Raw genomic sequence first — 25,466 nt, forward strand, 5'->3', positions numbered from 1 at the left:
ATGTTACTCAGCAGCGACTCCGGGTATCCTCAGGGCAGCCTTTCCGAACTGTCCTGATCCAAGGAGCTGCACGCTGTGTTCAAACATGTCGATGCCTATGCCGGCGACCCGATCCTCTCGCTGATGGAAACCTTCAAGGCCGATCCCCGTGCCGACAAGGTCAACCTGAGTATCGGCCTGTACTACGATGAAGCCGGCGTGGTGCCGCAGTTGGCAGCGGTGGATGCGGTCGAGAAACGCATCGCCGGCCAGGCTCACGAAGCCTCGCTCTACCTGCCGATGGAAGGCCTGGCCAGCTACCGCCAGGCCATTCAGGCCCTGCTGTTCGGTGCCGATCACCCGGCGGTGACCGGCGGCCGAGTGGCCACCGTGCAGACCGTGGGCGGTTCTGGCGCACTGAAAGTCGGTGCCGACTTCCTCAAGCGTTATTTCCCGCAGTCCGAAGTCTGGGTCAGCAACCCGACCTGGGATAACCACCGCGCCATCTTCGAAGGCGCCGGTTTCAAGGTGAATAGCTACCCGTACTTCGACCAGACAAGCCGTGGCGTCGACTTCGCTGGCATGCTGCAAGCGCTGCAGACCTTGCCGGCCAACAGCGTCGTGCTGCTGCACCCGTGCTGCCACAACCCGACTGGTGCCGACCTGGACCAGAACCAGTGGCAGCAAGTGGTGGAAGTGGTCAAGGCGCGTCAGCTGATCCCGTTCCTCGATATCGCCTACCAGGGCTTCGGTGAGGGGCTGGTCGAAGATGCCTTCGCCATCCGCGAAATGGCCCGTGCCGGCGTGCCGTGCCTGGTCAGCAACTCGTTCTCGAAAATCTTCTCGCTGTACGGCGAGCGAGTAGGGGGCCTGTCGGTGGTCTGCGACGACGACGCCACTGCCCAGAGCGTACTCGGCCAGTTGAAGGCTACCGTGCGCCGCAACTACTCCAGCCCACCCAACTTCGGTGCTCAGCTGGTTGCCGGTGTGCTCGGCGATGCCGCGCTCAATGCCCAGTGGGCGGCGGAGGTCGAAGTGATGCGCAAGCGTATCCTCGACATGCGTCAGGCACTGGTCGATGCCCTGGGCACGCTGCTGCCGGGGCAGGACTTCCAGTTCTTCCTGCGCCAGCGCGGCATGTTCAGCTACACCGGTTTCAGCGTCGAGCAGGTGCGTCGCCTGCGTGACGAGTTCGGCGTGTACCTGATCGACAGTGGCCGGGTGTGCATGTCTGGCCTGCGGCCGGCCAACCTGCAACGGGTGGCCGAGGCGTTCGCCGCCGTTCAGCAGTAATGTGACAGGGGGGCCGCAAAGCGGCCCCCTTGGTTTCACCTTGTTGTCATGACAAGTGCAACCGTCCCTCGGACGGGGCTTCGCAAGTGCAACCTTTCAGTGCACAATCGCGCCCTCTTTTTCGGTTGAGGGGTGCGATACGTCTGTTTCGCCACTCTCAGCCTGTTGCAGTCTTGCGAGTGGAGCTACACCCGGAATGAATGAGCAGGCCCCAAGCGTCGAACGGCGCTATGAAGAATCGACCCCGGCAGCCTTGGGCAGCTGGGCACGTCAAGACACCACCTGGATGCTGGGCCTGTTTGGCACCGCCATCGGTGCAGGCACCTTGTTCCTGCCCATCAATGCCGGCTTGGGCGGCTTCTGGCCGTTGCTGATCCTGGCCGTACTGGCCTTCCCGATGACCTACTTCGCCCACCGCGGGCTGACCCGTTTTGTCCTTTCCGGGCGCACGGGCGGCGATATCACGCAAGTGGTCGAGGAACATTTCGGCATCAAGGCCGGTGCGCTGATCACCGTGCTGTACTTCTTCGCCATCTTCCCGATCCTGCTTATCTATAGCGTGGCGCTGACCAACACCGTTACCAGCTTCATGGAGCACCAGTTGCACATGACGCCGCCGCCACGGGCGCTGCTGTCGTTCGTGCTGATCCTCGGCCTGCTGGCCATTGTGCGTTGCGGTGAGCAGGCTACGGTCAAGGTCATGAGCCTGCTGGTCTACCCGTTCATCGTTGCCTTGGCGTTGCTGGGCCTGTACCTGGTCCCGCACTGGACCGGGGGTATCCTCGACAGCGCCACGCAACTGCCCTCGGGCTCCGCCTTCCTGCACACCGTGTGGCTGGCGATTCCGGTGATGGTGTTCTCGTTCAACCACTCACCGATCATCTCGGCCTTCGCCGTCGACCAGAAGCGCCGCTACGGCGAGCATGCCGATGAGCGCAGCGGCCAGATCCTCGCCCGCGCCCACCTGCTGATGGTGGCCATGGTGCTGTTCTTCGTCTTCAGTTGCGTGCTGACCCTCAGCAGTGCCCAACTGGCTGAGGCCAAGGCGCAGAACCTGTCGATCCTGTCGTACCTGGCCAACCACTTCAGCAACCCGACCATCGCCTTTGCCGCACCACTGATCGCCTTCATTGCCATCGCCAAGTCGTTCCTGGGCCACTACATCGGCGCCAGCGAAGGCCTCAAGGGCATCATCGTCAAGGCCGGTGCGCGCCCGGGTGCAAAAACTCTGGACCGCGTGGTCGCTGCGCTGATGCTGGTGGTCTGCTGGATTGTCGCCACCCTCAACCCGAGCATTCTGGGCATGATCGAATCGCTGGGCGGCCCGATCATCGCGGTGTTGCTGTTCCTGATGCCGATGTACGCCATTCGCCGTGTACCGTCGATGCGCAAGTACAGCGGCGCGATGTCCAATGTGTTCGTCGTGACAATCGGCGTGGTTGCGCTGACTTCGGTGGTTTACGGCTTGCTGAGCTGATTCACCACCGCTGCAAGCAGTGCCCAGGTCGCTTGTCGCGATCTGGGCATTTTTTTTGTCCACAATAATTGTCTGGCAATAGAACAATTTTAACTTCACCCATAGGCACCCGGCCGCCTTCATGCTTAACTCAGTGTCCTTTTCAAACCCCGCATAAGGATTTCGTTCATGGCTCAAGTGACTCTCAAAGGCAACCCGGTTCAGGTCAAGGGCAACCTGCCGCAGGCCGGTGCTCAGGCCCCAGCCTTCTCGCTGGTGGGTGAAGGCCTGGCCGACCAGTCGCTGCAGAACTACGCCGGCAAGCGCAAGGTGCTGAACATCTTCCCGAGCGTCGATACCCCAACCTGCGCCACCTCTGTGCGCAAGTTCAATGCCCAGGCCAATGACGTGGCCAACACCGTGGTGCTGTGCATTTCCGCCGACCTGCCGTTCGCCCAGGCGCGCTTCTGCGGTGCCGAAGGCCTGGAGAACGTGAAAAACCTGTCGACCCTGCGCGGCGCCGAGTTCCTCGAGAACTACGGTGTGGCGATTGCTGACGGCCCGCTGGCCGGCCTGGCTGCGCGTGCGGTAGTGGTACTGGACGAGAACGACAAGGTGCTGCACAGCGAGCTGGTAGCTGAAATCGCTGAAGAGCCTAACTACGAGGCAGCGCTGGCTGTCCTGAAGTAAGGGCTTCTGGCGGGGCCGGTACCGGTAACGGAACTCCTGCCACGCCCACCGCTCCAAGCAACACCCTGTAACGGCCCGGAACGATTTCCGGGCCGTTTTCGTTTAAAGTTCAGCGTTTTGGCAACGTCAGCCAAAGGTAAACCTCTGGTAAAGGGCCTTTGCTAAAACGATGCCAGTGCTTATCGTTCACCCTCCCCACATCGTTATTCCGAACAAGGTTCGTTCAACCCATGCAAGCGTCCAAATCCCGTTCCTCCCGTCGCTGGCTCGTCGGCCTGCTGATCCTGCTGCTGGTGGCCTTGCTGGCCTGGTGGCTGTGGCCCGCAACGCCGGCCCACACAGAGGCCGGCAGCGGGCGCATGGGCAAGGGCGGGCGCCCAGGGTTCGGCGCATCCAGCGACCCGGTGCCGGTACGCGTCGAGCCGGCACGGGTTGGCGACTTCCCGCTCTATTACAAAGCCTTGGGCACGGTCACCGCGACCAACACCGTCAACGTGCGCAGCCGGGTGGGCGGTGAGCTGGTCAAGATCCACTTCAAGGAAGGCCAGCAGGTCAAGGCCGGCGACCTGCTCGCCGAGATCGACCCGCGCAGCTACCGCATCGCCTTGCAGCAGGCCGAAGGCACCCTGGCGCAGAACCAGGCTCAGTTGAAGAACGCCCAGGTAGACGTCGCGCGCTACCGAGGCCTGTATGCCGAAGACAGCATCGCCAAACAGACCCTCGACACCGCCGAAGCCCAGGTCGCGCAGTTCCAGGGCCTGGTCAAGACCAACCAGGCGCAGGTCAACGACGCGCGCCTGAACCTCGATTTCACCCAGATCCGTGCGCCGATCAATGGCCGTGTAGGGCTGCGTCAGCTCGACCTGGGCAACCTGGTAGCCGCCAACGACACCACGGCGCTGGTCGTCATCACCCAGACCGAGCCGATCAACGTCGTGTTCACCCTGCCGGAAACTGAGCTGAGCACCGTACTGGAACGTTATCGCAGCGGCGCCAGCCTGCCGGTCGAAGCCTGGGACCGCAGCGACAGCAAGCTGCAGTCCAGCGGTGTACTGGGCAGTATCGATAACCAGATCGACACCACCACCGGCACCCTCAAGTTCAAGGGCCGGTTCGAGAACAAGGACCTGGCCCTGTTCCCCAACCAGTTCGTCAACGTGCGCCTGCTGGCCGACACCCTCAAGCAGGTGGTAATGGCCCCTGCGGCGGCCATCCAGTTCGGTAACGACGGCACCTTCGCCTATGTGATCAACGCCGAGAACACCGTCAACGTGCGCAAGCTCAAGGTCGGTGCCAGCGATGGTGAAAACAGCGTGATTCTCGAAGGCCTGGCTGCCGGCGACCGCCTGGTGCTGGAAGGCACCGACCGGCTGCGAGAGGGCACCAAGGTGGACGTGGTCGAAGACAGCTCGCAAGTGCCGACCGCCCCCGGTCAGCACCTGCAAGGCCAGGACGCCAAGGGCGCCGCCCAGGCTGCTGAAGCAGGCAAGGCGGGCGCATGAACCTCTCGCGCCTGTTCATCCTGCGGCCGGTCGCCACCACGCTGAGCATGCTGGCCATCGTCCTGGCCGGCCTGATTGCCTACACGTTGTTGCCGGTTTCGGCCCTGCCTCAGGTCGATTACCCGACCATCCGGGTCATGACCCTGTACCCCGGCGCCAGCCCGCAAGTCATGACCAGTGCGGTCACCGCGCCGCTTGAACGCCAGTTCGGGCAGATGCCGGGCCTGACCCAGATGGCCTCGACCAGCTCCGGCGGTGCTTCGGTGCTGACCCTGCGCTTCAGCCTCGACATGAACATGGATGTCGCCGAGCAACAGGTGCAGGCAGCGATCAATGCGGCCAGCAACCTGCTGCCCAGCGACCTGCCCGCACCGCCGGTGTACAACAAGGTCAACCCGGCCGACACCCCGGTGCTGACCTTGGCCATTTCCTCCAAGACCATGCCGCTGCCCAAGCTCAACGACCTGGTCGATACCCGGGTGGCGCAAAAGCTCGCCCAGATCAGTGGCGTGGGCATGGTCAGTATCGCCGGTGGCCAACGCCAGGCGGTGCGCATCAAGGTCAACGTCGATGCCCTGGCTGCCAATGGCCTCAACCTCGATGACGTGCGTACGTTGATCGGCGCCTCCAACGTCAACCAGCCCAAAGGCAACTTCGACGGCCCGACCCGGGTGTCGATGCTCGATGCCAACGACCAGCTGCGTTCCCCGGCGGAATACGCCAACCTGATCCTGGCCTACAACAACGGTGCGCCGCTGCGCCTGAAGGATGTGGCCGAGATCGTCGACGGTGCCGAAAACGAGCGCCTCGCCGCCTGGGCCAACGAAAACCAGGCCGTGTTGCTGAACATTCAGCGCCAGCCGGGGGCCAACGTCATCGAAGTGGTCGACCGGATCAAGGAACTGCTGCCTTCGATCACCGACAACCTGCCGGCCGGCCTCGACGTGTCGGTGCTCACCGACCGTACCCAGACCATCCGCGCCGCGGTCAAGGACGTGCAGCACGAATTGCTGATCGCCATCGTCCTGGTGGTCATGGTCACCTTCGTGTTCCTGCGCCGTTTCAGTGCCACCCTGATCCCGTCGATTGCCGTCCCGCTGTCGTTGATCGGCACCTTTGGCGTGATGTACCTGGCCGGTTTTTCGGTGAACAACCTGACCCTCATGGCCCTGACCATCGCCACTGGTTTCGTGGTGGACGATGCCATCGTCATGCTGGAGAACATCTCCCGGCACATCGAGGAGGGCGAAACCCCCATGCAGGCCGCGCTCAAGGGCGCCCGGCAGATCGGCTTCACCCTGATATCGCTGACCTTCTCGCTGATCGCGGTACTGATCCCGCTGCTGTTCATGGCCGATGTGGTCGGCCGGCTGTTCCGCGAGTTCGCGATCACCCTGGCGGTGGCGATCCTGATTTCCCTGGTCGTGTCGCTGACCCTCACGCCGATGATGTGCGCGCGCTTGCTCAAGCGCGAGCCCAAGGAAGAAGAGCAGGGCCGTTTCTACCGCGCCAGTGGCGCCTGGATCGACTGGCTCATCGAGCACTACGGCCGCGGCCTGCAGTGGGTGCTCAGGCATCAGCCGCTGACCCTGCTGGTGGCGTTGGCCAGCCTTGCGCTTACCGTGGTGCTCTACATGGCGGTGCCCAAGGGCTTCTTCCCGGTGCAGGACACCGGCGTGATCCAGGGTATTTCCGAAGCGCCGCAATCGACCTCGTTCGCCGCCATGAGCGAGCGCCAGCAGTCGCTGAGCAAGGTAATCCTGCAGGACCCGGCCGTGCAGAGCCTGTCGTCCTACATTGGCGTGGATGGCGACAACGCCACGCTCAACAGTGGGCGTTTGCTGATCAACCTCAAGCCGCACGGTGAACGTGACGTCACCGCCGGCGAGGTCATCAGCCGCCTGCAGCCGCAGCTCGACAAGCTGGTGGGCATCCGCCTGTTCATGCAGCCGGTGCAGGACTTGAGCATCGAGGATCGGGTCAGCCGCACCCAGTACCAGTTCAGCCTGTCCTCGCCTGACGCCGACCTGCTGGCGCAGTGGAGCGGCAAGCTGGTGCAGGCGCTGCAACAGCGCCCGGAGCTTGCCGACGTGGCCAGCGACCTGCAGGACAAGGGCCTGCAGGTGTACCTGGTGATCGACCGCGACATGGCCAGCCGCCTTGGCATCACGGTTGCGCAGATCACCAACGCCTTGTACGACGCCTTCGGCCAGCGGCAGATCTCGACCATCTACACCCAGGCCAGCCAGTACCGCGTGGTGCTGCAGTCGCAAGCCGCCGCCAGCATCGGCCCGCAGGCGCTGGAGTCGATCCACGTCAAGGCCACCGATGGCGGCCAGGTGCGGTTGTCGGCGCTGGCGCGTATCGAGCAGCGCCAGGCGCAGTTGGCGATTTCGCACATCGGCCAGTTCCCGGCGGTGATGATGTCGTTCAACCTGGCACATGGCGCGTCGCTGGGCGAGGCGGTGAAGGTCATCGAGCAGGTGCAGCAGGAGATCGGCATGCCGATTGGCGTGCAAACCCGCTTCCAGGGCGCCGCAGAAGCCTTCCAGGCCTCGCTGTCGAGCACCTTGCTGCTGATTCTCGCCGCCGTGGTGACCATGTACATCGTGCTGGGTGTGCTCTACGAGAGCTACGTCCACCCGGTCACCATCCTTTCGACCTTGCCCTCGGCGGCGGTCGGCGCGTTGCTGGCATTGCTCATCAGTGGCAACGACCTGGGCATGATCGCCATCATCGGCATCATCCTGCTGATCGGCATCGTCAAGAAGAACGCGATCATGATGATCGACTTTGCCCTTGAAGCCGAACGCCATCAGGGCATGACCCCGCAGGACGCCATCTACCAGGCCGCGTTGCTGCGCTTCCGGCCGATCCTGATGACCACCCTGGCCGCGTTGTTCGGTGCGGTGCCGCTGATGCTCGCAACCGGCTCCGGTGCCGAACTGCGCCAGCCGCTGGGCCTGGTGATGGTGGGCGGGCTGCTGGTCAGCCAGGTGCTGACACTGTTCACCACGCCGGTCATCTACCTTTATTTTGATCGGCTTGCGCATCGTTTTGGTCGGCAGGACGTTGCGGAGGAGCCGGCATGAGCGGCCTCAAGCATCAAGCCGCAAGCTGCAAGCTGATTGGCGTGAGCCGGAGTTCCGAGCCTGCTCGCACGCCCACTTGTAGCTTGCAACTTGCAGCTTGGAGCTACAAATGAACCTGTCCGGTCCTTTCATCCGGCGCCCGGTAGCGACCATGCTGCTGAGCCTGGCGATCATGCTGCTGGGTGGGGTCAGCTTCGGCCTGCTGCCGGTTGCGCCGCTGCCGCAGATGGACTTCCCGGTGATCGTGGTGCAGGCCAACCTGTCCGGTGCCAGCCCTGAAGTCATGGCCGCCACCGTGGCCACGCCGCTGGAACGCAAGCTGGGCAGTATCGCCGGCGTTACCACGCTGACCAGCAGCTCCAACCAGGGCTCGACGCGGGTGATCATCGGCTTTGAAATGGGCCGTGACATCGACGGCGCGGCGCGTGAGGTGCAGGCGGCCATCAATGCCACCCGCAACCTGCTGCCCAGCGGCATGCGCAGCATGCCCACGTACAAGAAGATCAACCCGTCGCAGGCACCGATCATGGTGCTGTCGCTGACCTCCGATGTGCTGCAGAAGGGCCAGCTGTACGATTTGGCAGACACCATCCTGTCGCAGAGCCTGGCCCAGGTATCCGGGGTAGGGGAGGTGCAGATCGGCGGCAGTTCGCTGCCGGCCGTGCGCATTTCGGTGGAGCCGCAGTTGCTCAACCAGTACGGCGTGTCGCTGGACGAGGTGCGCACCGCCGTGGCCAACGCCAACCAGCGCCGGCCCATGGGCTTCGTCGAGGATGCCGAGCGTAGCTGGGAGGTGCGGGCTAACGACCAGCTGGAAACGGCCAAGGACTACGAGCCGGTGGTGATCCGCCAGCAGAACGGCACCATTCTGCGTCTGTCCGACGTGGCGACCATCACCGACAGCGTCGAGAACCGCTACAACAGCGGCTTCTTCAACGACCAGAGCGCGGTGCTGCTGGTGGTCAACCGCCAGACCGGGGCCAACATCATCGAAACGGTCGACCAGATCAAGGCGCAGTTGCCAGCGTTGCAGTCGCTACTGCCGGCCAGCGTCCAGCTGAACGTGGCCATGGACCGCTCGCCGGTGATCAAGGCGACCCTCAAGGAGGCCGAGCACACCCTGTTGATCGCGGTAGGCCTGGTGATTCTGGTGGTCTACCTGTTCCTTGGCAGCCTGCGTGCCTCGTTGATCCCGAGCCTGGCGGTACCGGTGTCGCTGGTGGGCACCTTTGCCGTCATGTACCTGTGCGGTTTCTCCCTCAACAACCTGTCGCTGATGGCGCTGATTTTGGCCACCGGCCTGGTGGTGGACGATGCCATCGTGGTGCTGGAGAACATCTCCCGGCACATCGAGGATGGCCAGCCGCCGATGCGTGCGGCGTTCCTGGGTGCCAAGGAAGTGGGCTTCACGCTGTTGTCGATGAACGTGTCGCTGGTGGCGGTATTCGTCTCGATCCTGTTCATGGGCGGCATCGTGCGCAGCCTGTTCCAGGAGTTTTCGATCACGTTGGCGGCGGCGATCATCGTCTCGCTGGTGGTCTCGCTGACCCTGACACCGATGCTCTGCGCGCGCTGGCTCAAGCCGCACCAGGCGCAGCAGACGCGCGTGCAGCGCTGGAGCGACAAGCTGCACCAGCGCATGGTCAATGGCTATGACCGCAGCCTTGGCTGGGCGCTGCGCCACAAGCGCCTGACCCTGCTCAGCCTGTTGGCCACTATCGGCATCAACATTGCCCTGTACGTGGTGGTGCCCAAGACACTGATGCCGCAGCAGGACACCGGCCAGTTGATGGGCTTTATCCGAGGTGACGATGGCCTGTCGTTCAGCGTGATGCAGCCGAAGATGGAAATCTACCGCCGCGCCTTGCTCGCCGACCCTGCGGTGCAGAGCGTGGCGGGCTTTATCGGCGGCAACAGTGGTACCAACAATGCCATGGTGCTGGTGCGCCTGAAACCGATCAACGAGCGCAAGATCGATGCCCAGAAGGTTATCGAGCGCTTGCGTAAAGAGATGCCCAAGGTGCCCGGCGGGCGCCTGTTCCTGATGGCCGACCAGGACTTGCAACTGGGTGGCGGCGGGCGTGACCAGACTTCGTCGCAGTACCTCTATACCCTGCAGAGCGGCGACCTGGCAGCCCTGCGCGAGTGGTTCCCGAAAGTGGTCGCGGCGGTGCGTGCCTTGCCCGAGTTGACCGCCATCGACGCCCGTGACGGCGCCGGCACCCAGCAGGTAACCCTGGTGGTCGATCGTGACCAGGCCAAGCGCCTGGGCATCGACATGGACATGGTCACCACGGTGCTCAACAACGCCTACAGCCAGCGGCAGATCTCGACCATCTACGACAGCCTCAACCAGTACCAGGTAGTGCTGGAGATCAACCCGAAATACGCCTGGGACCCGAGTACCCTGGAGCAGGTGCAGGTGATCACCAATGATGGCGCCCGGGTGCCGTTGTCGACCATTGCCCACTACGAGAACAGCCTGGCCAATGACCGGGTCAGCCACGAGGGCCAGTTTGCCTCCGAAGACATTGCCTTCGACGTTGCCGAAGGCTACAGCCCCGACCAGGCCATGGCTGCAGTGGAGCGGGCGGTGGCCAAGCTGGGCCTGCCCGAAGAAGTCATCGCCAAGCTCGGCGGCACCGCCGACGCTTTCGCCAAGACCCAGGAAGGCCAGCCCTTCATGATCCTCGGCGCGCTGGTGCTGGTGTACCTGGTGCTGGGCATTCTTTATGAAAGCTACATTCACCCGCTGACCATTCTCTCGACACTGCCCTCGGCGGGCGTCGGTGCCTTGCTGGCGCTGTATGTCACCGGCGGCGAGTTCAGCCTCATCTCGCTGCTGGGCCTGTTCCTGCTGATTGGCGTGGTGAAGAAGAACGCGATCTTGATGATCGACCTGGCGCTGCAACTGGAGCGCCACCAGGGCCTGTCGCCGGAAGAGTCCATCCGCCGCGCTTGCCTGTTGCGCTTGCGGCCGATTCTGATGACCACCCTGGCGGCCATCCTTGGCGCCTTGCCGCTGCTGGTCAGCCGTGCCGAAGGCGCGGAAATGCGCCAGCCGCTGGGTTTGACCATCATCGGCGGCCTGGTCTTCAGCCAGATCCTCACCCTTTATACGACACCGGTGGTCTATCTGTACCTCGACCGCCTGCGTCACCGTTTCAACCATTGGCGCGGCGTGCGCACCGACGCCGCTCTGGATACCCCGCTATGAACTTTGCCCAGACACCCCTTCACCGTACCCTGCAGTCGTTGACCCTGGGGCGTGGCTCGCGCCTGCTCGGCGCCAGCCTGTGTGTGGCGCTGCTCAGTGCCTGTACCCTGAGCCCGGACTACCACCGCCCCGAGCTGAGCACCCCGGCGCAGTACAAGCAGGCCGAGGGCTGGAGCCAGGCCAAGCCGTCGGACGCCATTGCCCGTGGCGCCTGGTGGGAGGTCTATGGCGATGCCGGGCTCAATGCCTTGGTCGAAGAGCTCAACCGCAGCAACCAGACCGTCGCGCAGTCCGAAGCCCAGTACCGCCAGGCCCAGGCGCTGGTGCGCAGCAGCCGCGCCGCACTGTTCCCGAGCCTGGACCTGAGCGCCAGCAAGAACCGTTCGGCTCAAGGCACTGGCAGCTCCAGCTCCAGCCTGTCGAACAACAGCAGCGGCATTCGCAACACCTACAACACGCAGCTCGGCGTGAGCTGGGAGATCGACCTGTGGGGCAAGCTGCGTGAAACCTTGAACGCCAACGAAGCCAGTGCCGAAGCCAGCTTTGCCGACCTTGCCTCGATCCGCCTGAGCCAGCAGTCGGAGCTGGTGCAGAACTACCTGCAGTTGCGTGTGATCGATGAGCAGAAGCGCCTGCTGGAAGCGACCGTGGCCACCTACGAGCGCTCGCTGCGCATGACCGAAAACCAGTACCGCGCCGGTGTGTCCGGGCCGGATGCGGTGGCGCAGGCGCGGACCCAGCTGAAAAGCACCCAGGCGGACCTGATCGACCTGATCTGGCAGCGTGCGCAGTTCGAGAATGCCATTGCCGTGTTGCTGGGCAAGGCCCCGGCTAACTTTGCATTGGCCGACAGCAAGAGCATCCCGGCGCTGCCGGACATCCCCGTGACATTGCCCTCGCAATTGCTCGAGCGCCGCCCGGACATTGCCTCGGCCGAGCGCAACGTGATGGCCGCCAACGCCAATATCGGCGTATCGCGGGCTGCCTACTTCCCCGACCTGAGCCTGAGCCTGAGTGGGGGCTATTCCAGCAGCAGCTTCAGCAATTGGATCGAACTGCCGAACCGGTACTGGTCGGTAGGGCCTTCGCTGGCCATGACCCTGTTCGATGCGGGCAAGCGCAGCGCCGAGGTGGACCGTACCGTGGCGGTGTATGACCAGACCGTAGCGCAGTATCGCCAGACCGTGCTCGATGGCTTCAAGGAAGTGGAAAACTACCTGGTGCAGCTGAAGGTATACGGCGATGAAGCGGTGGTACGCCAGGAGGCATTGGACGCGGCGCGTGAGTCGCTTCGACTGACGGAGAATCAGTACCGCGCGGGGTTGATCGGCTACCTGGATGTGGTGAACGTGCAGACCACGGCGTTGAGTAACGAGCGCAGTGTGCTGAACCTACTGCAAGGGCGGTTGGTGGCGAGTGTGCAGCTGATTGCTGCGCTGGGCGGCGGTTGGGATGCCGAGCAGGCGTTTGCCGAGTAGGAACTCGCCCAGCCCTAGGGCTGTGTGAGCACCTGTCTTGCTCGAAACTCAGAAAACACGCATGACCCATTAGGAGCGGGCTTGCCCCGCGAATACGGGCGAAGCCCGTGCCATTCTCTGCGGTGCCTGCTTCGCGGGGCAAGCCCGCACCCACAGGCCGCGCCTGGGCAGGGCCTAAGAAGGGGATGTTGGATCCATTCCCATTCGCAAAAACCCCGTGCGTTTCGCCAAAGCTTGAGTACAATCGTCAGCTTTTTCCGGGCCCCCTGGCCTGTCGCTGGAACTCCCAATGCTCACAGGCAGCTACTCCTCTTCGTTGGTGTTGATTTCGCTGTGCGTGGCGATCCTGGCGTCCTATACCGCCCTTGACCTGACCGGCCGTATTGCCACGGCCAAAGGCAGGGCTGTGCACCTGTGGATGGGGGGCGGCGCGCTGGCCATGGGCATCGGCGTGTGGTCGATGCACTTCATCGGTATGCTCGCGTTCAGCCTGCCCATCGACCTGGGCTACGACCTAGGGCTCACGGCGTTTTCGCTGTTGATCGCTGTGCTGTCGTCAGGCTTTGCTTTGTGGCTGGTGAGCCAGCCAAGCCTGCCCTGGCTGCAACTGGGCTTCGGTGCGTTGATCATGGGGGCAGGCATCAGTTGCATGCACTACACCGGTATGGCCGCGCTGCGCATGCTACCGGGCATCGACTATGACCCAACGCTGTTCGGCGCTTCGCTGTTGATCGCCGTTGGCGCCTCGGCGGCGGCGCTGTGGATCGCGTTTCGCTTGCGCAGGCACACCCCTTACGTGCGCCAGATCCGGGGCCTGGCGGCCGTGATCATGGGGGTTGCCATAGTGGGCATGCACTACACCGGCATGGCGGCGGCCAATTTCCCTACGGGTAGCTTCTGTGGTGCGCTGGGCGGCGGGCTGCAAGGCGACGGGCTGGTCTACCTGGTGCTGATCACCACCCTGGCGGTATTGGCGGTGGCGTTGCTGACCTCGGTGCTGGACGCGCGCCTGGAAGCGCGCACCGCTGAGCTTGCCCGCTCGCTGACCCTGGCCAACCAGGAGCTGACCCAGCTGGCCCTGCACGACACGCTCACCGACCTGCCCAACCGTACCCTGCTGGCCGACCGCATCGAGCAGGCCATCGGCAAGGTGGCGGAGCAGGGCGGGTGCTTTGCCTTGATGTTCATCGACCTGGATGGCTTCAAACCGGTCAACGATGCCTTTGGTCATCATGTCGGCGACTTGTTGCTCAAGGCCGTGGCCGCACGTTTGCGTGGCCACTTGCACAGCCAGGACACCTTGGCGCGCATTGGCGGCGACGAGTTCGTGCTGCTGGTGGAATTGCAGGAGCCAAACGATGCCATGGACGTGGCGGTCAAACAGGTCAACCTGGTGTCGCGGCCGTTCCGTGTCGCCGAGCATGATCTGCAACTCACGGCCAGCCTGGGCATCGTCTTGTACCCCGGCAATGGCCTGGACCAGCACGAGTTGCTGCGCAATGCCGATGCCGCGATGTACCACGCCAAAAGCGCAGGTAAGAATGGCTACAGCTTCTTCGACGTGTCGATGAACAGCAACGCCCGGCAGCAACTGCAGTTGCTGCAGGACCTGCGCCAGGCGCTGGAGCAGGGCCAGTTCCGCCTGCATTACCAGCCCAAGTTCGATGCCCAGGCCTGCCAGCCGATCGGTGCCGAAGCCCTGCTGCGCTGGGAGCACCCGCAGCAGGGGTTGTTGCTGCCTGATCGGTTCATCGGCCTGGCGGAAAAGACCGGCCTGATCATCCCCATTGGCGAATGGGTGCTCGACGAAGCCTGCCGGCAGATGCGCCAGTGGCTGGACCAAGGGCACCTGGGCTGGCGCATGGCGGTCAACCTTTCGGCCATCCAGTTCTGCCACGCTGGGCTGGTCGAAAGCGTGGCCCGGGCTTTGAGCGAGAATGGCCTGCCGGCCAACTGCCTGACCCTGGAAATCACCGAAACCACCGCCATGCACGACGCCGATGCCAGCCTGACGGTGCTGCAACGCCTGTCCGACATGGGCGTGGACTTGTCAATCGATGACTTTGGCACTGGTTACTCCAGCCTCATGTACCTCAAGCGCCTGCCGGCTAACGAACTGAAGATCGACCGCGGTTTCGTGCGTGACCTGGAGCAGGACAGCGATGACGCCGCGATTGTCTCTGCAATCGTTGCCCTGGGCCAGGCACTGGGTTTGCGCATCGTTGCCGAAGGGGTAGAGACCGACAAACAGCAAGACTTCCTCACCCGCCTGGGGTGCGATTCGCTGCAAGGTTATCTGCTGGGCCAGCCGGTGCCGGCAGAGCAGTTCATGGGCAATTTGCAGTCGCTGCGCCAGGAACCCGAGGTGCCGGTTTAGCCTGCGTCGCGCAAGGCGAAGACCGGTACGAAGGCGTCCATTTCGGCCTCGACCGCTTCGATGATGCGCTCGACATCCGCTGCGGCCATGATGGCGGCGCAAGGGATGCCGGCGATGGCCAGCAGGGTTTCCCCGGTGGCGCGGTCGAACAGGCGCGCGATCATGCTGCGCGGCGCATCCATGCTGGCCTCGAAGCCCAACGGGTGGAAATGCCAGCGCATCACCTGGCAGGCGTTTGGGAACGTCATCTTGTTCATGCCAGCCTCCTTGTCCTTACCTGGACGCGGTGAGCGGGTGGCCGCAGGCACGGCCGCCGGGAATGTAACCATAGCACCTGCCATGGGGAATTCCCGGCTGCAGATAGGGTTAATGTGCCAATGCATGACCGTGGTCACATCCTTTTCATGGACCGCACTGGGCTAATGACGTCTTGGCAAACGTTTTCCTTGGGCAACAGCGCGCGGATACAACGTTATTCTGCACAATCAGTACGTAGTAATTTCAGACGAATGGTGCGGCGTGCCATTTCTGACGCTCGATTGAATATGGGGCAGTCCGCCGATGGCATCTGATACGCGTGGACGGTTGAATTGAGATGCAATTTCTAATGGCGGCTGAAGGGTGGGCTGTTCCCGTAGAATCAATGTCCTGGCCCTCATCGACTGCTCGGTTGGGACAGACGCGGCAGCCATTATCACGTCGCGGAGTACCCTTAAGCCTGGCGCTATCTGGTCAGCCGCATGGTGCGAAGTCTCCGTAATGACATGAGTGGCAGTGCGAATTAACCCGCGGGTAGCACGGAGTAGGTATCGAACTATCCAAAACTGACCGCTTGGATCATGTCGATTGACTGGATCGCCTTGGCAATAGCTGTATGAATTAGATCCCCCTTTTCCAAAGGGAGACAGCGCGTCCGATGAGGCGAACCGGAAAATGCCGGGTTTATAGAGACGCAGTCCATTGCCCAACGGATAACCGCCAGAAGCAGTGTCGAAGCGTTGGCCGACGAAAGATGACGAAAGCAAGGGTTCATCCGAGCTCCCGCCACCATAAGGTGTGTAGGGAAATGCCGAGCGTGTTGAAGCGCTTCCTATAATGGAGCGTGCGTCGTCTAACTGGTAAAGCTGCACATTCGTGGTATCAGATTTTTGCCCGATCCCGATTCCCTGAGCCCGCAGGATACGCTCGGATGAGGCACCCTTGATACTGCATAAGCGATTTGCCTCGTAGAAGAATCGCGTAGACGTTGGAGGTTGGGCAAAAATAGTCATGGTTTCGACCTGCAGCGGATAACGAATTCCTTATTCTTTCTGCCTGTTGACGGGCCGTCTACTGGCAGAACTGTCAGGGTAATTAACCCAGCAGGCCCGCCGCAATATTGATGGTGAACCCCAGAATCGCCGTGTTGAACACGAAGCCGACCACGGAGTGCGCCAGCACCACCCGCCGCAGCCCACGCCCGGCGACGCCGACATCGGACGTTTGCACCGCCACGCTGATGGTGAACGAGAAGTAATGGAAGTCCCAGTAATCGGGGTTGCGTTCGCCATCGGCGAAGCGCAGTGGGGGTTCGTGGTTTTGCCCGTTATAGAACAGCCGGGCGTAGTGCAGGCTGAAAATGCAGCCGATCAGCAGCCAGGAGCCGGCCACGGTCAAGCCGGTGTAGAGGTAGTGCAGGGTCAGCGCATTGCCTTGCAGGCCGCGGCTGGAGACCAGTTGCAGGGTGATCGCGGCCAGGCTGGCGATGGCGGCGATGCACACGGTAAACAGAACCAGCCCGGCGTTTTCGTCCTCGATCTGGGCGACCTTGCGGACTTTATCCGGGTTGGCGTTCCAGGTCAGCCACAGCACCAGCAGCAGGTAAAGCCAGACACCGAGGTTCCAGCCGACGAGGATGTGCTGGACGGTGTCACCTGCCGGGACCAGCCAGGCGCCGATGATGCCGACCAGGGCGGCGAGCGTGAGGCGGGGGTGAGTGCGGGTCAGGCGGTGGACAGCCATGGGGCCTCGTTGCCGGGGAGTGATGGCAAATACTCTAGACCATCGCGCGGCATTGCAACTCTCAGTACACTGCAGGCTCCAACACCAACATCCGTTGAACTCGAGGTTTCTGCATGACGCTCAGTCCTTTGGCAGGCAAGCTGGCTCCGGCCAGCGTGCTGGTCGATATTCCCCGACTGCTCACCGCTTACTACACCGGCCGCCCCGACGCGGCGGTGGCGGCCCAGCGGGTGGCCTTCGGCACCTCGGGGCACCGAGGTACTTCCTTCGAGTTGAGTTTCAACGAGTACCACGTGCTGGCCATCACCCAGGCCATCTGCCTGTACCGCCAGGAGAAGGGCATCGACGGCCCGCTGTTCATCGGCGCCGACACCCACGCGCTGTCGGCACCGGCCTCGGCCAGTGCGCTGGAAGTGCTGGCGGCCAACGGCGTGCAGGTGATGTTGTCCAAAGACGACGAGTACACGCCGACCCCGGCGGTGTCCCACGCCATCCTTTGCTACAACCGTGGCCGCGAACAAGGCCTTGCCGACGGCATCGTCATCACGCCGTCGCACAACCCGCCGCAAAGCGGGGGCTTCAAGTACAACCCGCCCAATGGAGGCCCGGCCGACAGCGACGTGACCAAGTGGGTCGAGGCCAAGGCCAACGAACTGCTGGCGGCGAACCTGGCGGGCGTCAAGCGCATGGACCATGCCCAGGCCTTGCAAGCGGCCACCACCCATCGCCACGACTACGTGAGCCACTACGTGGCAGACCTGGGCAATGTCATCGACTTCGATGTGATTCGCAGCGCCAACCTGCGCCTGGGTGTTGACCCGTTGGGTGGGGCCGGGGTGCATTACTGGGCGGCGATCGCCGAGCATTACAAGCTCAACCTGGAAGTGGTCAACACCGAGGTCGACCCGACCTTCCGCTTCATGACCGTCGACTGGGACGGCCAGATCCGCATGGACCCATCCTCGCCCCACGCCATGCAGGGCCTGATTGGCCTGCGCGAGCGCTTCGACGTGGCGTTTGCCTGCGACCCGGACCACGACCGCCATGGCATCGTCACCCCGGATGGCCTGTTGCAGCCGAACAACTACCTGGCTGTGGCCATCGACTACCTGTTCCGTCACCGCCCGCAGTGGCGCAGCGACGCGGCAGTGGGCAAGACCGTTGTGTCCAGCGGCCTGATCGACCGCGTCACCGAGCGCCTGGGCCGCGAACTGTATGAGGTGCCGGTGGGCTTCAAGTTCTTTGCCCAGGGCCTGTTCGATGGTTCGTTGGGTTTTGGTGGCGAGGAAAGCGCGGGGGCGTCGTTCCTGCGCCGCGATGGCTCGGTCTGGGCCACTGACAAGGACGGGTTGATTCCGGCCTTGCTGGCCGCAGAGATGACCGCACGAACCGGGCGCAATCCGAGCCAGGCCTATGCGGACCTGACGGCGGCACTGGGCAAGCCGTTTGCTACGCGTGTCGAGGCCAAGGCCGATGTACGGCAGAAGGCGTTGCTGAGCAAGCTGGCACCCGAACAGGTCAAGTCGACCGAACTGGCCGGTGAGCCGATCGTGCAGATCCTCAGCCATGCGCCAGGCAACGGCCAGGCGATTGGCGGGTTGAAGGTGATGACCGCCAACGGCTGGTTTGCCGCGCGGCCGTCGGGCACCGAGGACATCTACAAGATCTACGCCGAGAGCTTCATCGACGAGGCGCACCTGCAGCGCCTGGTGCAGGAAGCGCAGGTGTTGGTGGACGCCGCCATCGCCTGATTCCCTGCAGAGGCGGCCTTGCTGGGCCGCTTCTCTGCCTCAGGCGGTAGGCAGCTCGAACCCGGCAACCCCACGCCCAAGCTTCAACGCCTGCGCATGCAGCACCTGCATCAGGTGCAGCGCCGAGTGCGAGGGCGGTTCGAAGCGCGAATAGACAAAGCTGATGTCGAAGTGGATTTCTTCGGCCAGTGGCACCACCGCCAAGCCGCTGTCCTGCGCCACGAACTCGTCGATCAGGGTAAGCCCCATGCCTTGCTTGACCAGGGCCACGGCTTCGTTGGCATTGGTGAACGACAACAATGATTGCAGCTGCAGGCCGCGCTGGTGGATGTGTTCGGCCAGCAGTTTGCCAAACGGCATGTCGGGCCTGAACAACAGCAAGTCATGGCCTTGCAGTTGCTCCAGGGTCAGGGATGCCTGCCGCGCCAGGGCGTGCTCCGGCGGCATCACCACCACCATGCGGCCACGCATGAACGCCCGTGAATGCAGGTGATCGTGGATCACCGGCAAGGCGGCAATCGACAGGTCGACCTTCTTCGACAGGATCTGGTTCGGCATTTCACCCATCAGCGAGGTTTGCCACTCGATGTTCAGCGAGGGCGACTCGCGCTTGAGCTGGGCCAGCGCAATCGGGATGACCACGGTCGACAGTGATGCGCTGCACGAGATGCGCAGGTTGCGATGGCCGCCACTGGCCAGTGACAACGCACATTCATTGACCTCCAGCGCCGCCTGATACACCCGCTCGACTTCGCGAAAGAGAATCTGCGCCTCGTGGGTAGGCACCAGGCGGTTGTTGATGCGCTCGAACAACCGGTACGCCAGGCGCCCCTCGATGTACTGGATCAACTTGCTCACCGCCGGCTGCGACACATAAAGCATTTTCGCCGCCGCGCTGATCGACCCGGTCAGCATCACCGCACGAAACACTTCCATGTGCCGCAGTTTGAACACCAGCGCGCGGGTTTCCGGGCCTTCGTTGTCGAGGGGCATGAGCATTACCTTTGGTTATGGTATTCGCCATCTGGGTATGAGCGCTTCCGCTGGGCTCGCAGTATCTTGAACCGAGTCGAGCCGCCTTTGCGGCGCACCATAACAAGATCTGCAGGCAAGCGCAGCGGCGCTTGAGGGGAGTGCTGCGTGAACATCTTTGACGAACCCAAGATCGATTGCCATAACCATCTGTTTGACCCCGCCCGCTTTGCCTATCACCCCGACGCGCCCTATGCACCTTCCGGGCAGGAGGTCGCCACCCTCGAGCAGTTCAACCGGGTGATGGAAGCCTACGGTGTGCAGCATGCCTTGCTGGTAGGCCCCAACAGCGGCTACCACACCGACAACCGTTGCCTGTTGCACGCCCTGGCCGTGGGGCAGGGGCGTTTCAAGGGCGTGGCGGTGGTCGACCCTGGCATCACCCTCGATGCGCTGGCCGCGCTGCGGGCCCAAGGGGTGGTCGGGGTGGCTTTCAACCCGGCGCTGTACGGTGTGGCGAGCCTCGACGCGGTCGACGGGCTGTTCGGCAAGCTCGCCGAACTCGACCTGTTTGCCCAGGTGCAGGTCTGCGAAGACCAGTTGCTGGCGTTGCGCGGGCTGCTGCAGCGTACCTCGGCACGCCTGTTGATCGACCACTGCGGCCGACCAGACGTATGCGCCGGCGTCCAGCAGCCGGGCTTCCAGGCCTTGCTGCAGTTGGCTGGCAGCGGCCGGGCCAGCGTCAAGCTGTCCGGTATGCAGAAGTTTGCCGCGGCCGATGCACTGCTGGCGCAGAGCAGTGCCTACGTCCATGCCCTGATCGAGGCCTTTGGCCCGGATGCTTGTGTGTGGGGCTCCGACTGGCCGTTCATTCGCCAGCGCGCGCGGGTGGACTACGGGCCCTTGCTGAAACTGGCCGAGCGCCTGATGCCGGACGCGCAACTGCGCCGCAAGGTCATGTGGGGCACGCCGCGACGTCTGTTCGGGTTCGCCTGACGCAGCGCCCTTTGCCATTCCAATAACAAGAGAGCAACCGTCATGAACACTGAGCAGAACATCGGCTTGGGGGTGTTCGACACCCCAGCACGCCTGCAACAACGCACCCGCACGCGCTTCATGATCCTGGCGCTGATATCTGGCGGCACCATGATCAACTACCTCGACCGCAGCGTGATGGGCATAGCGGCGCCCAGTATCAGTGCCGACCTGGGCCTGAATGCGGCGATGATGGGGGTGATTTTTTCGGCGTTTTCCTGGACCTACGCGGCGGCGCAGATCCCGGGCGGGATCCTCATCGACCGGCTGGGTACCAAGTTTACCTACTGGCTGGCCTTGACGCTGTGGTCGCTGTTCACCGGCTTGCAGGGGTTGGCCCAGGGCTTTCTGTCGCTGTTGGGCATGCGTTTTCTGGTGGGGGTGACCGAAGCACCGTGCTTCCCCACCAACAGTCGCGTAGTGGCGACCTGGTTCCCGCAGAGTGAACGGGCCAGGGCGACCGGTATCTACACCTTCGCCGAGTACACCGGGCTGGCCTTTTTAACGCCGCTGCTGTTCTGGGTGCTGCATGCCTACGGCTGGCGTTTTCTGCTGATGGCGGTCGGGCTGATGGGCATCCTGTATGGCCTGGTCTGGTGGCGCAAATACCATGAACCGCACCAGTCCACCACGGCTAACCAGGCCGAACTCGACTACATCGCCGCCGGCGGCGGCGTGGTCGACGGTGGCCAGAAAGCCACGGTGTTCCGCTGGTCGCAGATCCCGGCGTTGCTCAAGCACCGCAACATGCTGGGTATCTGCCTGGGGCAGTTTGCCTGCAACTCGACCAACGTGTTCTTCCTGACCTGGTTTCCGACGTACCTGGTGACCGAGCGGCACATGCCGTGGCTGAAGGTCGGCTGGGTCGCAGTCCTGCCTTTCATCGCCGCGTCGCTGGGGACCCTGGTCGGCGGCTGGTTGTCCGACGCCTTGCTGCGCCGTGGCTACTCGCTGAACGTGGCGCGCAAGCTGCCGGTGATTGCCGGCCTGCTCACGGCCTCGGTCATTGTGTTGGCCAACTATGTCGAATCCGACGCGCTGGTGATCGCCATTCTCTGCATCGCCTACTTTGCCCAGGGCATGTCGGCGCTGGCCTGGATGATCGTCTCCGATATCGCGCCTAAAGGCCTGCTGGGTTTGAGTGGCGGCCTGTTCAACCTGTTCGCCAACGCGGCGGGCATCGTCACCCCATTGACCATCGGCATCATCGTGTCAATGACCGGCTCGTTTGTCTGGGCCCTGGTCTTCGTGTCGTCGATCACCGTCCTGGGTGCGCTGTGTTACCTGTTCATGGTGAGCGACCTGCGTCGCCTGCCAGACGTTCCCTCTCTCGATAATGGAGCAAAGCAATGAGCCAATACCTGCAAGGGCAGACTGCAATCGTCACCGGCGGCATGCGTGGCATCGGCCTGGGCATTGCGCAGCGGTTGCACGCTGCCGGCGCCCAGGTGGTGATCTGGGACCTCGCGGTCGATGGCTGGGACGCGGCCGAGCAGGGTTTCGAGCCTGTGCTGCGTCAGTCGGTCGATGTGTCGTCTCTGGCTTCGGTAGAGGCGGCCTTCGCCCATGTGCTGGCGCAGGTCGGGCAGGTCGAGATCCTGGTCAACAACGCCGGTATCAATGGCCCGGTGGTGCCCGCCTGGGAATACCCGCCAGCGGCCTGGGACAAGGTCATCGCCATTGACCTGAACGGCGTGTTCTATTGCTGCCGCACCGCCATCCCGCACATGCGTGAGCGCGGCTACGGGCGCATCGTCAATGTCGCCTCGATGGCCGGCAAGGATGGCGTGCAATACATCTCGGCGTACTCGGCAGCCAAGGCAGGGGTGATCGCCTTCACCAAGGCCGCGGCCAAGGAGCTGGCGCAGGATGGCGTGTTGCTCAACTGCGTGGCGCCGGCCATGGTCGAAACACCGCTGATGGCCGAGATGACCCCGGAGCACATTGCCGCGAGCAAGGCCAAGATCCCCATGGGGCGGTTCCTGAAGGTAGAGGAAATCGCCAACATGGTGAGCTGGATCGCCGGGCCCGAGTGCAGTTTCACCACCGGCTTCGTGTTCGACCTCAGCGGCGGGAGGGCGACCTATTGAGTGGCCTCGGCGTCGCTCACCTGACGGCGCTGGACCTGGCGCCTGCGGTGCTGGTGCGCGAGGCGCGCCGTGCCGGCTTCAGTTCGGTGGGGCTGCGCTTGCACCCGGTGCTGCCGGGTGCACTGGCTTACCCGGAAGCGGCGGGTAGCCAGGCGCTGCGTGAGCTCAAGGCGGTGATGGCGGGCGAGGGCGTGCGGGTCGCTGACATCGAGTTCGTGTCATTGACGCCCGAGGTGGTGGTCGCCGATTACGAGCCGTTGCTGGCGGCAGGTGCAGAGCTGGGGGCGGTGAGCTTGACGGTGTCGGGGGATGACGCCGATTTCGCGCGTCTGACCGGGCACTTCGCGGCCTTGTGCGTGCTGGCGCGGGGTTATGGCCTGCGCGTGGACCTTGAGTTCATGCGCTGGCGGCCGGTGGCGACCGTGCAGCAGGCCTACAGCGTGGTGGCAGGGGCGGGGCAAGGCAACAGCGGTGTGCTGGTCGATGCCCTGCACTTGTTTCGCGCGGGGGGGCAGGTGGCGGACCTTGCCCACATTGACCCGCATTACTTGCAGGCCGTGCAGTTATGCGATGCGCCCCTGCAGGCGCCACCCGAGAGCGGCATCATCCAGGAAGCGCGCCAGGGCCGGCAGTTGCCGGGCGAAGGGCAACTGCCGTTGGTGCAGTTGCTCGCAGCCTTGCCCAAAGGCGTCAGCCTCAGCGTGGAAGTGCCGTCAGCCCAGTTGCACGGGGCACAGCGGCTAACGGCGGCTGCGCGGGTAACGCAGGCCTGGCTGAGTGCGCAGGCGGTGGCTCAAGCCTGATCCGGCACCACGGCGATCACGTCGATCTCCATCAGCCACTCGGCCTGGGCAAGGCCTGCCACCACCAGCCCGGTGGAAATTGGGAACACGCCCTTGAGCCACTTGCCGACTTCCTTGTACACCGGCTCGCGGAAGCGCGGGTCGGTGATGTAGGTGGTGGTCTTGACGATGTGCGACAGGTCCGAGCCTGCCTCTTCAAGCAGCTGCTTGACGTTTTTCATCGCCTGTTCGGCTTGTGCCCGTGGGTCACCCAGGCCCACCAGTCGCCCTTCGAAGTCGGTGCCCACCTGGCCGCGTACGTAGACGGTGTTGCCGGCGCGCACTGCCTGGCACAGGTCGTTGTCCAGGGTCTGGTTGGGGTAGGTGACCTTGGTGTTGAACATGCGGATACGGGTATGGGTAGGCATCAGTGGGCTCCGAGGGTGCTGACGTTGCTGATCGTGGGTTGTTGCTGGTCATCCGCTGCGCGTTGATCGCTGTCGCGGTAGGCCAGGTAGGTCCGTTGCGTGGCGATGTGGCCGGCGACGTGCTTGGCGTCGTGCCACACGCCCCAGATGAACGACGAGCCGCGGCGTGACAGCCAGGGCAGGCCAAGGAAGTACACGCCCGGTTCGCGGGCAACGCCGCGCTGGTGTTGAGGCTTGCCGTTGGCGTCGAAGGTGTCGACCTGCAACCAGCTGAAGTCCACGCCATAGCCGGTGGCCCAGATGATGCTGCTGACGCCGGCCTTTATCAGGTCGAGTTCGAGCAGCGGGTTGCTGACGCACTCTGGGTCGGGCAGCCGCTCGCGAGCTGCGGGCTCTTCTGGCAAGTCCAGGCCGTTGCGTTCGATGTAGGCATCGGCGGCATCGAGCAGGGCCAGGTAGTTCTCGTCGCCACGGCGAATGTTGTCCGCCAGGTTGTCCTGGAAGCGGGCAACGCCTTCGCTGAACGACTGAGTGAGGCCGACCAGGGTCATGCCTTGGTGGGCGAGGGCGCGGAAGTCCACCGTGTGGCCGCCGCGTGCGCCGCTGACGGCAATGGTCACGTGCTCACGGCCGGGCTTGGCGATTTCTGCGTCCCACTCGCCCAGCACGCCCAGCCACCAGCAGAAGTCGCGGTTGCGGTAGGCCCGTGGCGGGCGGTCATGGGCGCCGACCGAGAGGTACACCTGGCGCCCGGCGCGCATCAGTTCTTCGGCGATCTGCACGCCCGAAGAACCCGCACCCACTACCAGCACGGCGCCTGCGGGCAACTGCTCGGGGTTGAAATAGGCGGCGGAGTGGATCTGGTGCAGACGTGGGTCTTGCGGCGCAATGGCCGGAATCACCGGGCGCTGGAACGGGCCGGTGGCGGCGACCACGCGGTTGGCGCGGATCACGCCCTCGTTGGTTTCGATGGTGAAGCCGGGGCGGTCGCTGTTGCGCACCACTTTCTTCACTTCGATGCCGGTACGTACCGGCAGGTTGTACTTGCGCACGTACTGTTCGAAGTAGTCAGCGACCTGGTCCTTGCCGGCGAATGCATCGGCATCGAGGTTGAATTCGAGCCCCGGGAAGCGGTCATGCCAGACCGGGCCGTTGGCGACCAGCGAGTCCCAGCGGCCGGTGCGCCAGGCTTCGGCGATGCGGTTGCGCTCCAGTACCAGGTGCGGCACGCCGAGCTTGTTCAGGTGTTCACTCATGGCCACGCCGGCTTGGCCGGCGCCGACGACGAGGGTGTCGATTTCGATGTTGTTCAGAGTCATGTCC

The 25,466-nt window shown here is 63.6% G+C and carries 19 protein-coding genes; 13 read left to right on the top strand and 6 right to left on the bottom strand.

Features of this window, described 5'->3' with window-relative positions:
- The first annotated feature begins 75 nt into the window (after positions 1–75).
- From LOY26_RS11165 to LOY26_RS11200, 8 genes are all read left to right on the top strand, one after another.
- Positions 76–1,272 (top strand): amino acid aminotransferase, encoded by a 1,197-nt coding sequence (locus LOY26_RS11165; protein ID WP_033697399.1) that lies wholly within the window; start codon positions 76–78, stop codon positions 1,270–1,272.
- A gap of 196 nt (positions 1,273–1,468) precedes the next feature.
- Complete coding sequence (locus tag LOY26_RS11170) at positions 1,469–2,749, top strand: serine/threonine transporter (protein WP_047583738.1); 1,281 nt, start codon at positions 1,469–1,471, stop codon at positions 2,747–2,749.
- A gap of 168 nt (positions 2,750–2,917) precedes the next feature.
- Positions 2,918–3,418: a thiol peroxidase gene (tpx, locus tag LOY26_RS11175; RefSeq protein ID WP_033697401.1), complete on the top strand. Its 501-nt coding sequence runs from the start codon at positions 2,918–2,920 to the stop codon at positions 3,416–3,418.
- Between the two features lie 230 nt (positions 3,419–3,648).
- Positions 3,649–4,920: an MdtA/MuxA family multidrug efflux RND transporter periplasmic adaptor subunit gene (locus LOY26_RS11180; protein ID WP_095065104.1), complete on the top strand. Its 1,272-nt coding sequence runs from the start codon at positions 3,649–3,651 to the stop codon at positions 4,918–4,920.
- Positions 4,917–8,012 (top strand): MdtB/MuxB family multidrug efflux RND transporter permease subunit, encoded by a 3,096-nt coding sequence (locus tag LOY26_RS11185; protein ID WP_258714746.1) that lies wholly within the window; start codon positions 4,917–4,919, stop codon positions 8,010–8,012. The genes LOY26_RS11180 and LOY26_RS11185 overlap by 4 nt, the downstream gene beginning before the upstream one ends.
- 109 nt (positions 8,013–8,121) lie before the next feature.
- Positions 8,122–11,229, top strand: coding sequence for an efflux RND transporter permease subunit (locus tag LOY26_RS11190; RefSeq protein WP_033697405.1), 3,108 nt, complete (start codon positions 8,122–8,124; stop codon positions 11,227–11,229).
- Positions 11,226–12,707 (top strand): efflux transporter outer membrane subunit, encoded by a 1,482-nt coding sequence (locus LOY26_RS11195; RefSeq protein WP_186659550.1) that lies wholly within the window; start codon positions 11,226–11,228, stop codon positions 12,705–12,707. Before LOY26_RS11190 ends, LOY26_RS11195 begins: the two co-directional genes overlap by 4 nt.
- 289 nt (positions 12,708–12,996) lie before the next feature.
- Complete coding sequence (locus LOY26_RS11200) at positions 12,997–15,084, top strand: bifunctional diguanylate cyclase/phosphodiesterase (protein WP_186659552.1); 2,088 nt, start codon at positions 12,997–12,999, stop codon at positions 15,082–15,084.
- Here LOY26_RS11200 and LOY26_RS11205 read toward each other — a convergent pair.
- The 3 genes from LOY26_RS11205 to LOY26_RS11215 all read right to left on the bottom strand — a co-directional run bounded on the left by LOY26_RS11205 (position 15,081) and on the right by LOY26_RS11215 (position 17,085).
- Positions 15,081–15,341: a DUF1652 domain-containing protein gene (locus tag LOY26_RS11205; protein ID WP_027593589.1), complete on the bottom strand. Its 261-nt coding sequence runs from the start codon at positions 15,339–15,341 to the stop codon at positions 15,081–15,083. The genes LOY26_RS11200 and LOY26_RS11205 overlap by 4 nt on opposite strands.
- A gap of 228 nt (positions 15,342–15,569) precedes the next feature.
- Complete coding sequence (locus LOY26_RS11210) at positions 15,570–16,355, bottom strand: RHS repeat-associated core domain-containing protein (protein ID WP_258714747.1); 786 nt, start codon at positions 16,353–16,355, stop codon at positions 15,570–15,572.
- 82 nt (positions 16,356–16,437) lie between these two features.
- A complete protein-coding gene (locus LOY26_RS11215; RefSeq protein WP_186659556.1) occupies positions 16,438–17,085 on the bottom strand; it encodes a DUF1345 domain-containing protein in 648 nt (215 codons plus the stop codon).
- A gap of 113 nt (positions 17,086–17,198) precedes the next feature.
- Between LOY26_RS11215 and pgm the strand changes: the two genes are divergently transcribed.
- Positions 17,199–18,836 carry a phosphoglucomutase (alpha-D-glucose-1,6-bisphosphate-dependent) gene (gene pgm / locus LOY26_RS11220; protein WP_186659558.1) on the top strand — a complete coding sequence of 546 codons (1,638 nt, stop codon included), beginning with the start codon at positions 17,199–17,201 and terminating at the stop codon, positions 18,834–18,836.
- A gap of 39 nt (positions 18,837–18,875) precedes the next feature.
- On the opposite strand, the gene LOY26_RS11225 is transcribed toward pgm, so the two are convergent.
- Positions 18,876–19,829 (bottom strand): LysR family transcriptional regulator, encoded by a 954-nt coding sequence (locus tag LOY26_RS11225; RefSeq protein WP_186659560.1) that lies wholly within the window; start codon positions 19,827–19,829, stop codon positions 18,876–18,878.
- A 147-nt stretch (positions 19,830–19,976) separates the two neighbouring features.
- Here LOY26_RS11225 and LOY26_RS11230 point away from each other — a divergent pair, with 147 nt between their 5' ends.
- The 4 genes from LOY26_RS11230 to LOY26_RS11245 are packed head-to-tail and all read left to right on the top strand — an operon-like array spanning position 19,977 to position 23,736.
- Positions 19,977–20,804: an amidohydrolase gene (locus LOY26_RS11230; protein ID WP_186659563.1), complete on the top strand. Its 828-nt coding sequence runs from the start codon at positions 19,977–19,979 to the stop codon at positions 20,802–20,804.
- Between the two features lie 42 nt (positions 20,805–20,846).
- Positions 20,847–22,196, top strand: coding sequence for an MFS transporter (locus LOY26_RS11235; protein ID WP_050506041.1), 1,350 nt, complete (start codon positions 20,847–20,849; stop codon positions 22,194–22,196).
- On the top strand, positions 22,193–22,933 hold the full coding sequence (locus tag LOY26_RS11240; RefSeq protein ID WP_033697414.1) for an SDR family NAD(P)-dependent oxidoreductase: 741 nt from the start codon (positions 22,193–22,195) through the stop codon (positions 22,931–22,933). The genes LOY26_RS11235 and LOY26_RS11240 overlap by 4 nt, the downstream gene beginning before the upstream one ends.
- Positions 22,930–23,736, top strand: a complete 807-nt coding sequence (locus tag LOY26_RS11245) for a sugar phosphate isomerase/epimerase (protein WP_258714748.1) — start codon at positions 22,930–22,932, stop codon at positions 23,734–23,736. Before LOY26_RS11240 ends, LOY26_RS11245 begins: the two co-directional genes overlap by 4 nt.
- Here LOY26_RS11245 and LOY26_RS11250 read toward each other — a convergent pair.
- Together LOY26_RS11250 and LOY26_RS11255 are read right to left on the bottom strand one after the other, a co-directional pair.
- Complete coding sequence (locus LOY26_RS11250) at positions 23,727–24,143, bottom strand: RidA family protein (protein WP_033697417.1); 417 nt, start codon at positions 24,141–24,143, stop codon at positions 23,727–23,729. The two genes, LOY26_RS11245 and LOY26_RS11250, sit on opposite strands and share 10 nt — an antisense overlap.
- Complete coding sequence (locus tag LOY26_RS11255; protein WP_258714749.1) at positions 24,143–25,462, bottom strand: NAD(P)/FAD-dependent oxidoreductase; 1,320 nt, start codon at positions 25,460–25,462, stop codon at positions 24,143–24,145. Before LOY26_RS11255 ends, LOY26_RS11250 begins: the two co-directional genes overlap by 1 nt.
- Positions 25,463–25,466: the final 4 nt, after the last annotated feature.

This window comes from Pseudomonas sp. B21-047 (genome assembly GCF_024748775.1).
GTDB classification, from domain to species: Bacteria; Pseudomonadota; Gammaproteobacteria; order Pseudomonadales; family Pseudomonadaceae; genus Aquipseudomonas; species Aquipseudomonas capeferrum.

Coding starts and splice junctions, on each gene's coding strand:
- LOY26_RS11170 (WP_047583738.1), top strand. CDS start 1,469: ATGAATGAGCAGGCCCCAAGCGTCGAACGGCGCTATGAAGAATCGACC.
- tpx (WP_033697401.1), top strand. CDS start 2,918: ATGGCTCAAGTGACTCTCAAAGGCAACCCGGTTCAGGTCAAGGGCAAC.
- LOY26_RS11180 (WP_095065104.1), top strand. CDS start 3,649: ATGCAAGCGTCCAAATCCCGTTCCTCCCGTCGCTGGCTCGTCGGCCTG.
- LOY26_RS11185 (WP_258714746.1), top strand. CDS start 4,917: ATGAACCTCTCGCGCCTGTTCATCCTGCGGCCGGTCGCCACCACGCTG.
- LOY26_RS11190 (WP_033697405.1), top strand. CDS start 8,122: ATGAACCTGTCCGGTCCTTTCATCCGGCGCCCGGTAGCGACCATGCTG.
- LOY26_RS11195 (WP_186659550.1), top strand. CDS start 11,226: ATGAACTTTGCCCAGACACCCCTTCACCGTACCCTGCAGTCGTTGACC.
- LOY26_RS11200 (WP_186659552.1), top strand. CDS start 12,997: ATGCTCACAGGCAGCTACTCCTCTTCGTTGGTGTTGATTTCGCTGTGC.
- LOY26_RS11205 (WP_027593589.1), bottom strand. CDS start 15,341: ATGAACAAGATGACGTTCCCAAACGCCTGCCAGGTGATGCGCTGGCAT.
- LOY26_RS11210 (WP_258714747.1), bottom strand. CDS start 16,355: ATGACTATTTTTGCCCAACCTCCAACGTCTACGCGATTCTTCTACGAG.
- LOY26_RS11215 (WP_186659556.1), bottom strand. CDS start 17,085: ATGGCTGTCCACCGCCTGACCCGCACTCACCCCCGCCTCACGCTCGCC.
- pgm (WP_186659558.1), top strand. CDS start 17,199: ATGACGCTCAGTCCTTTGGCAGGCAAGCTGGCTCCGGCCAGCGTGCTG.
- LOY26_RS11225 (WP_186659560.1), bottom strand. CDS start 19,829: ATGCCCCTCGACAACGAAGGCCCGGAAACCCGCGCGCTGGTGTTCAAA.
- LOY26_RS11235 (WP_050506041.1), top strand. CDS start 20,847: ATGAACACTGAGCAGAACATCGGCTTGGGGGTGTTCGACACCCCAGCA.
- LOY26_RS11240 (WP_033697414.1), top strand. CDS start 22,193: ATGAGCCAATACCTGCAAGGGCAGACTGCAATCGTCACCGGCGGCATG.
- LOY26_RS11250 (WP_033697417.1), bottom strand. CDS start 24,143: ATGCCTACCCATACCCGTATCCGCATGTTCAACACCAAGGTCACCTAC.
- LOY26_RS11255 (WP_258714749.1), bottom strand. CDS start 25,462: ATGACTCTGAACAACATCGAAATCGACACCCTCGTCGTCGGCGCCGGC.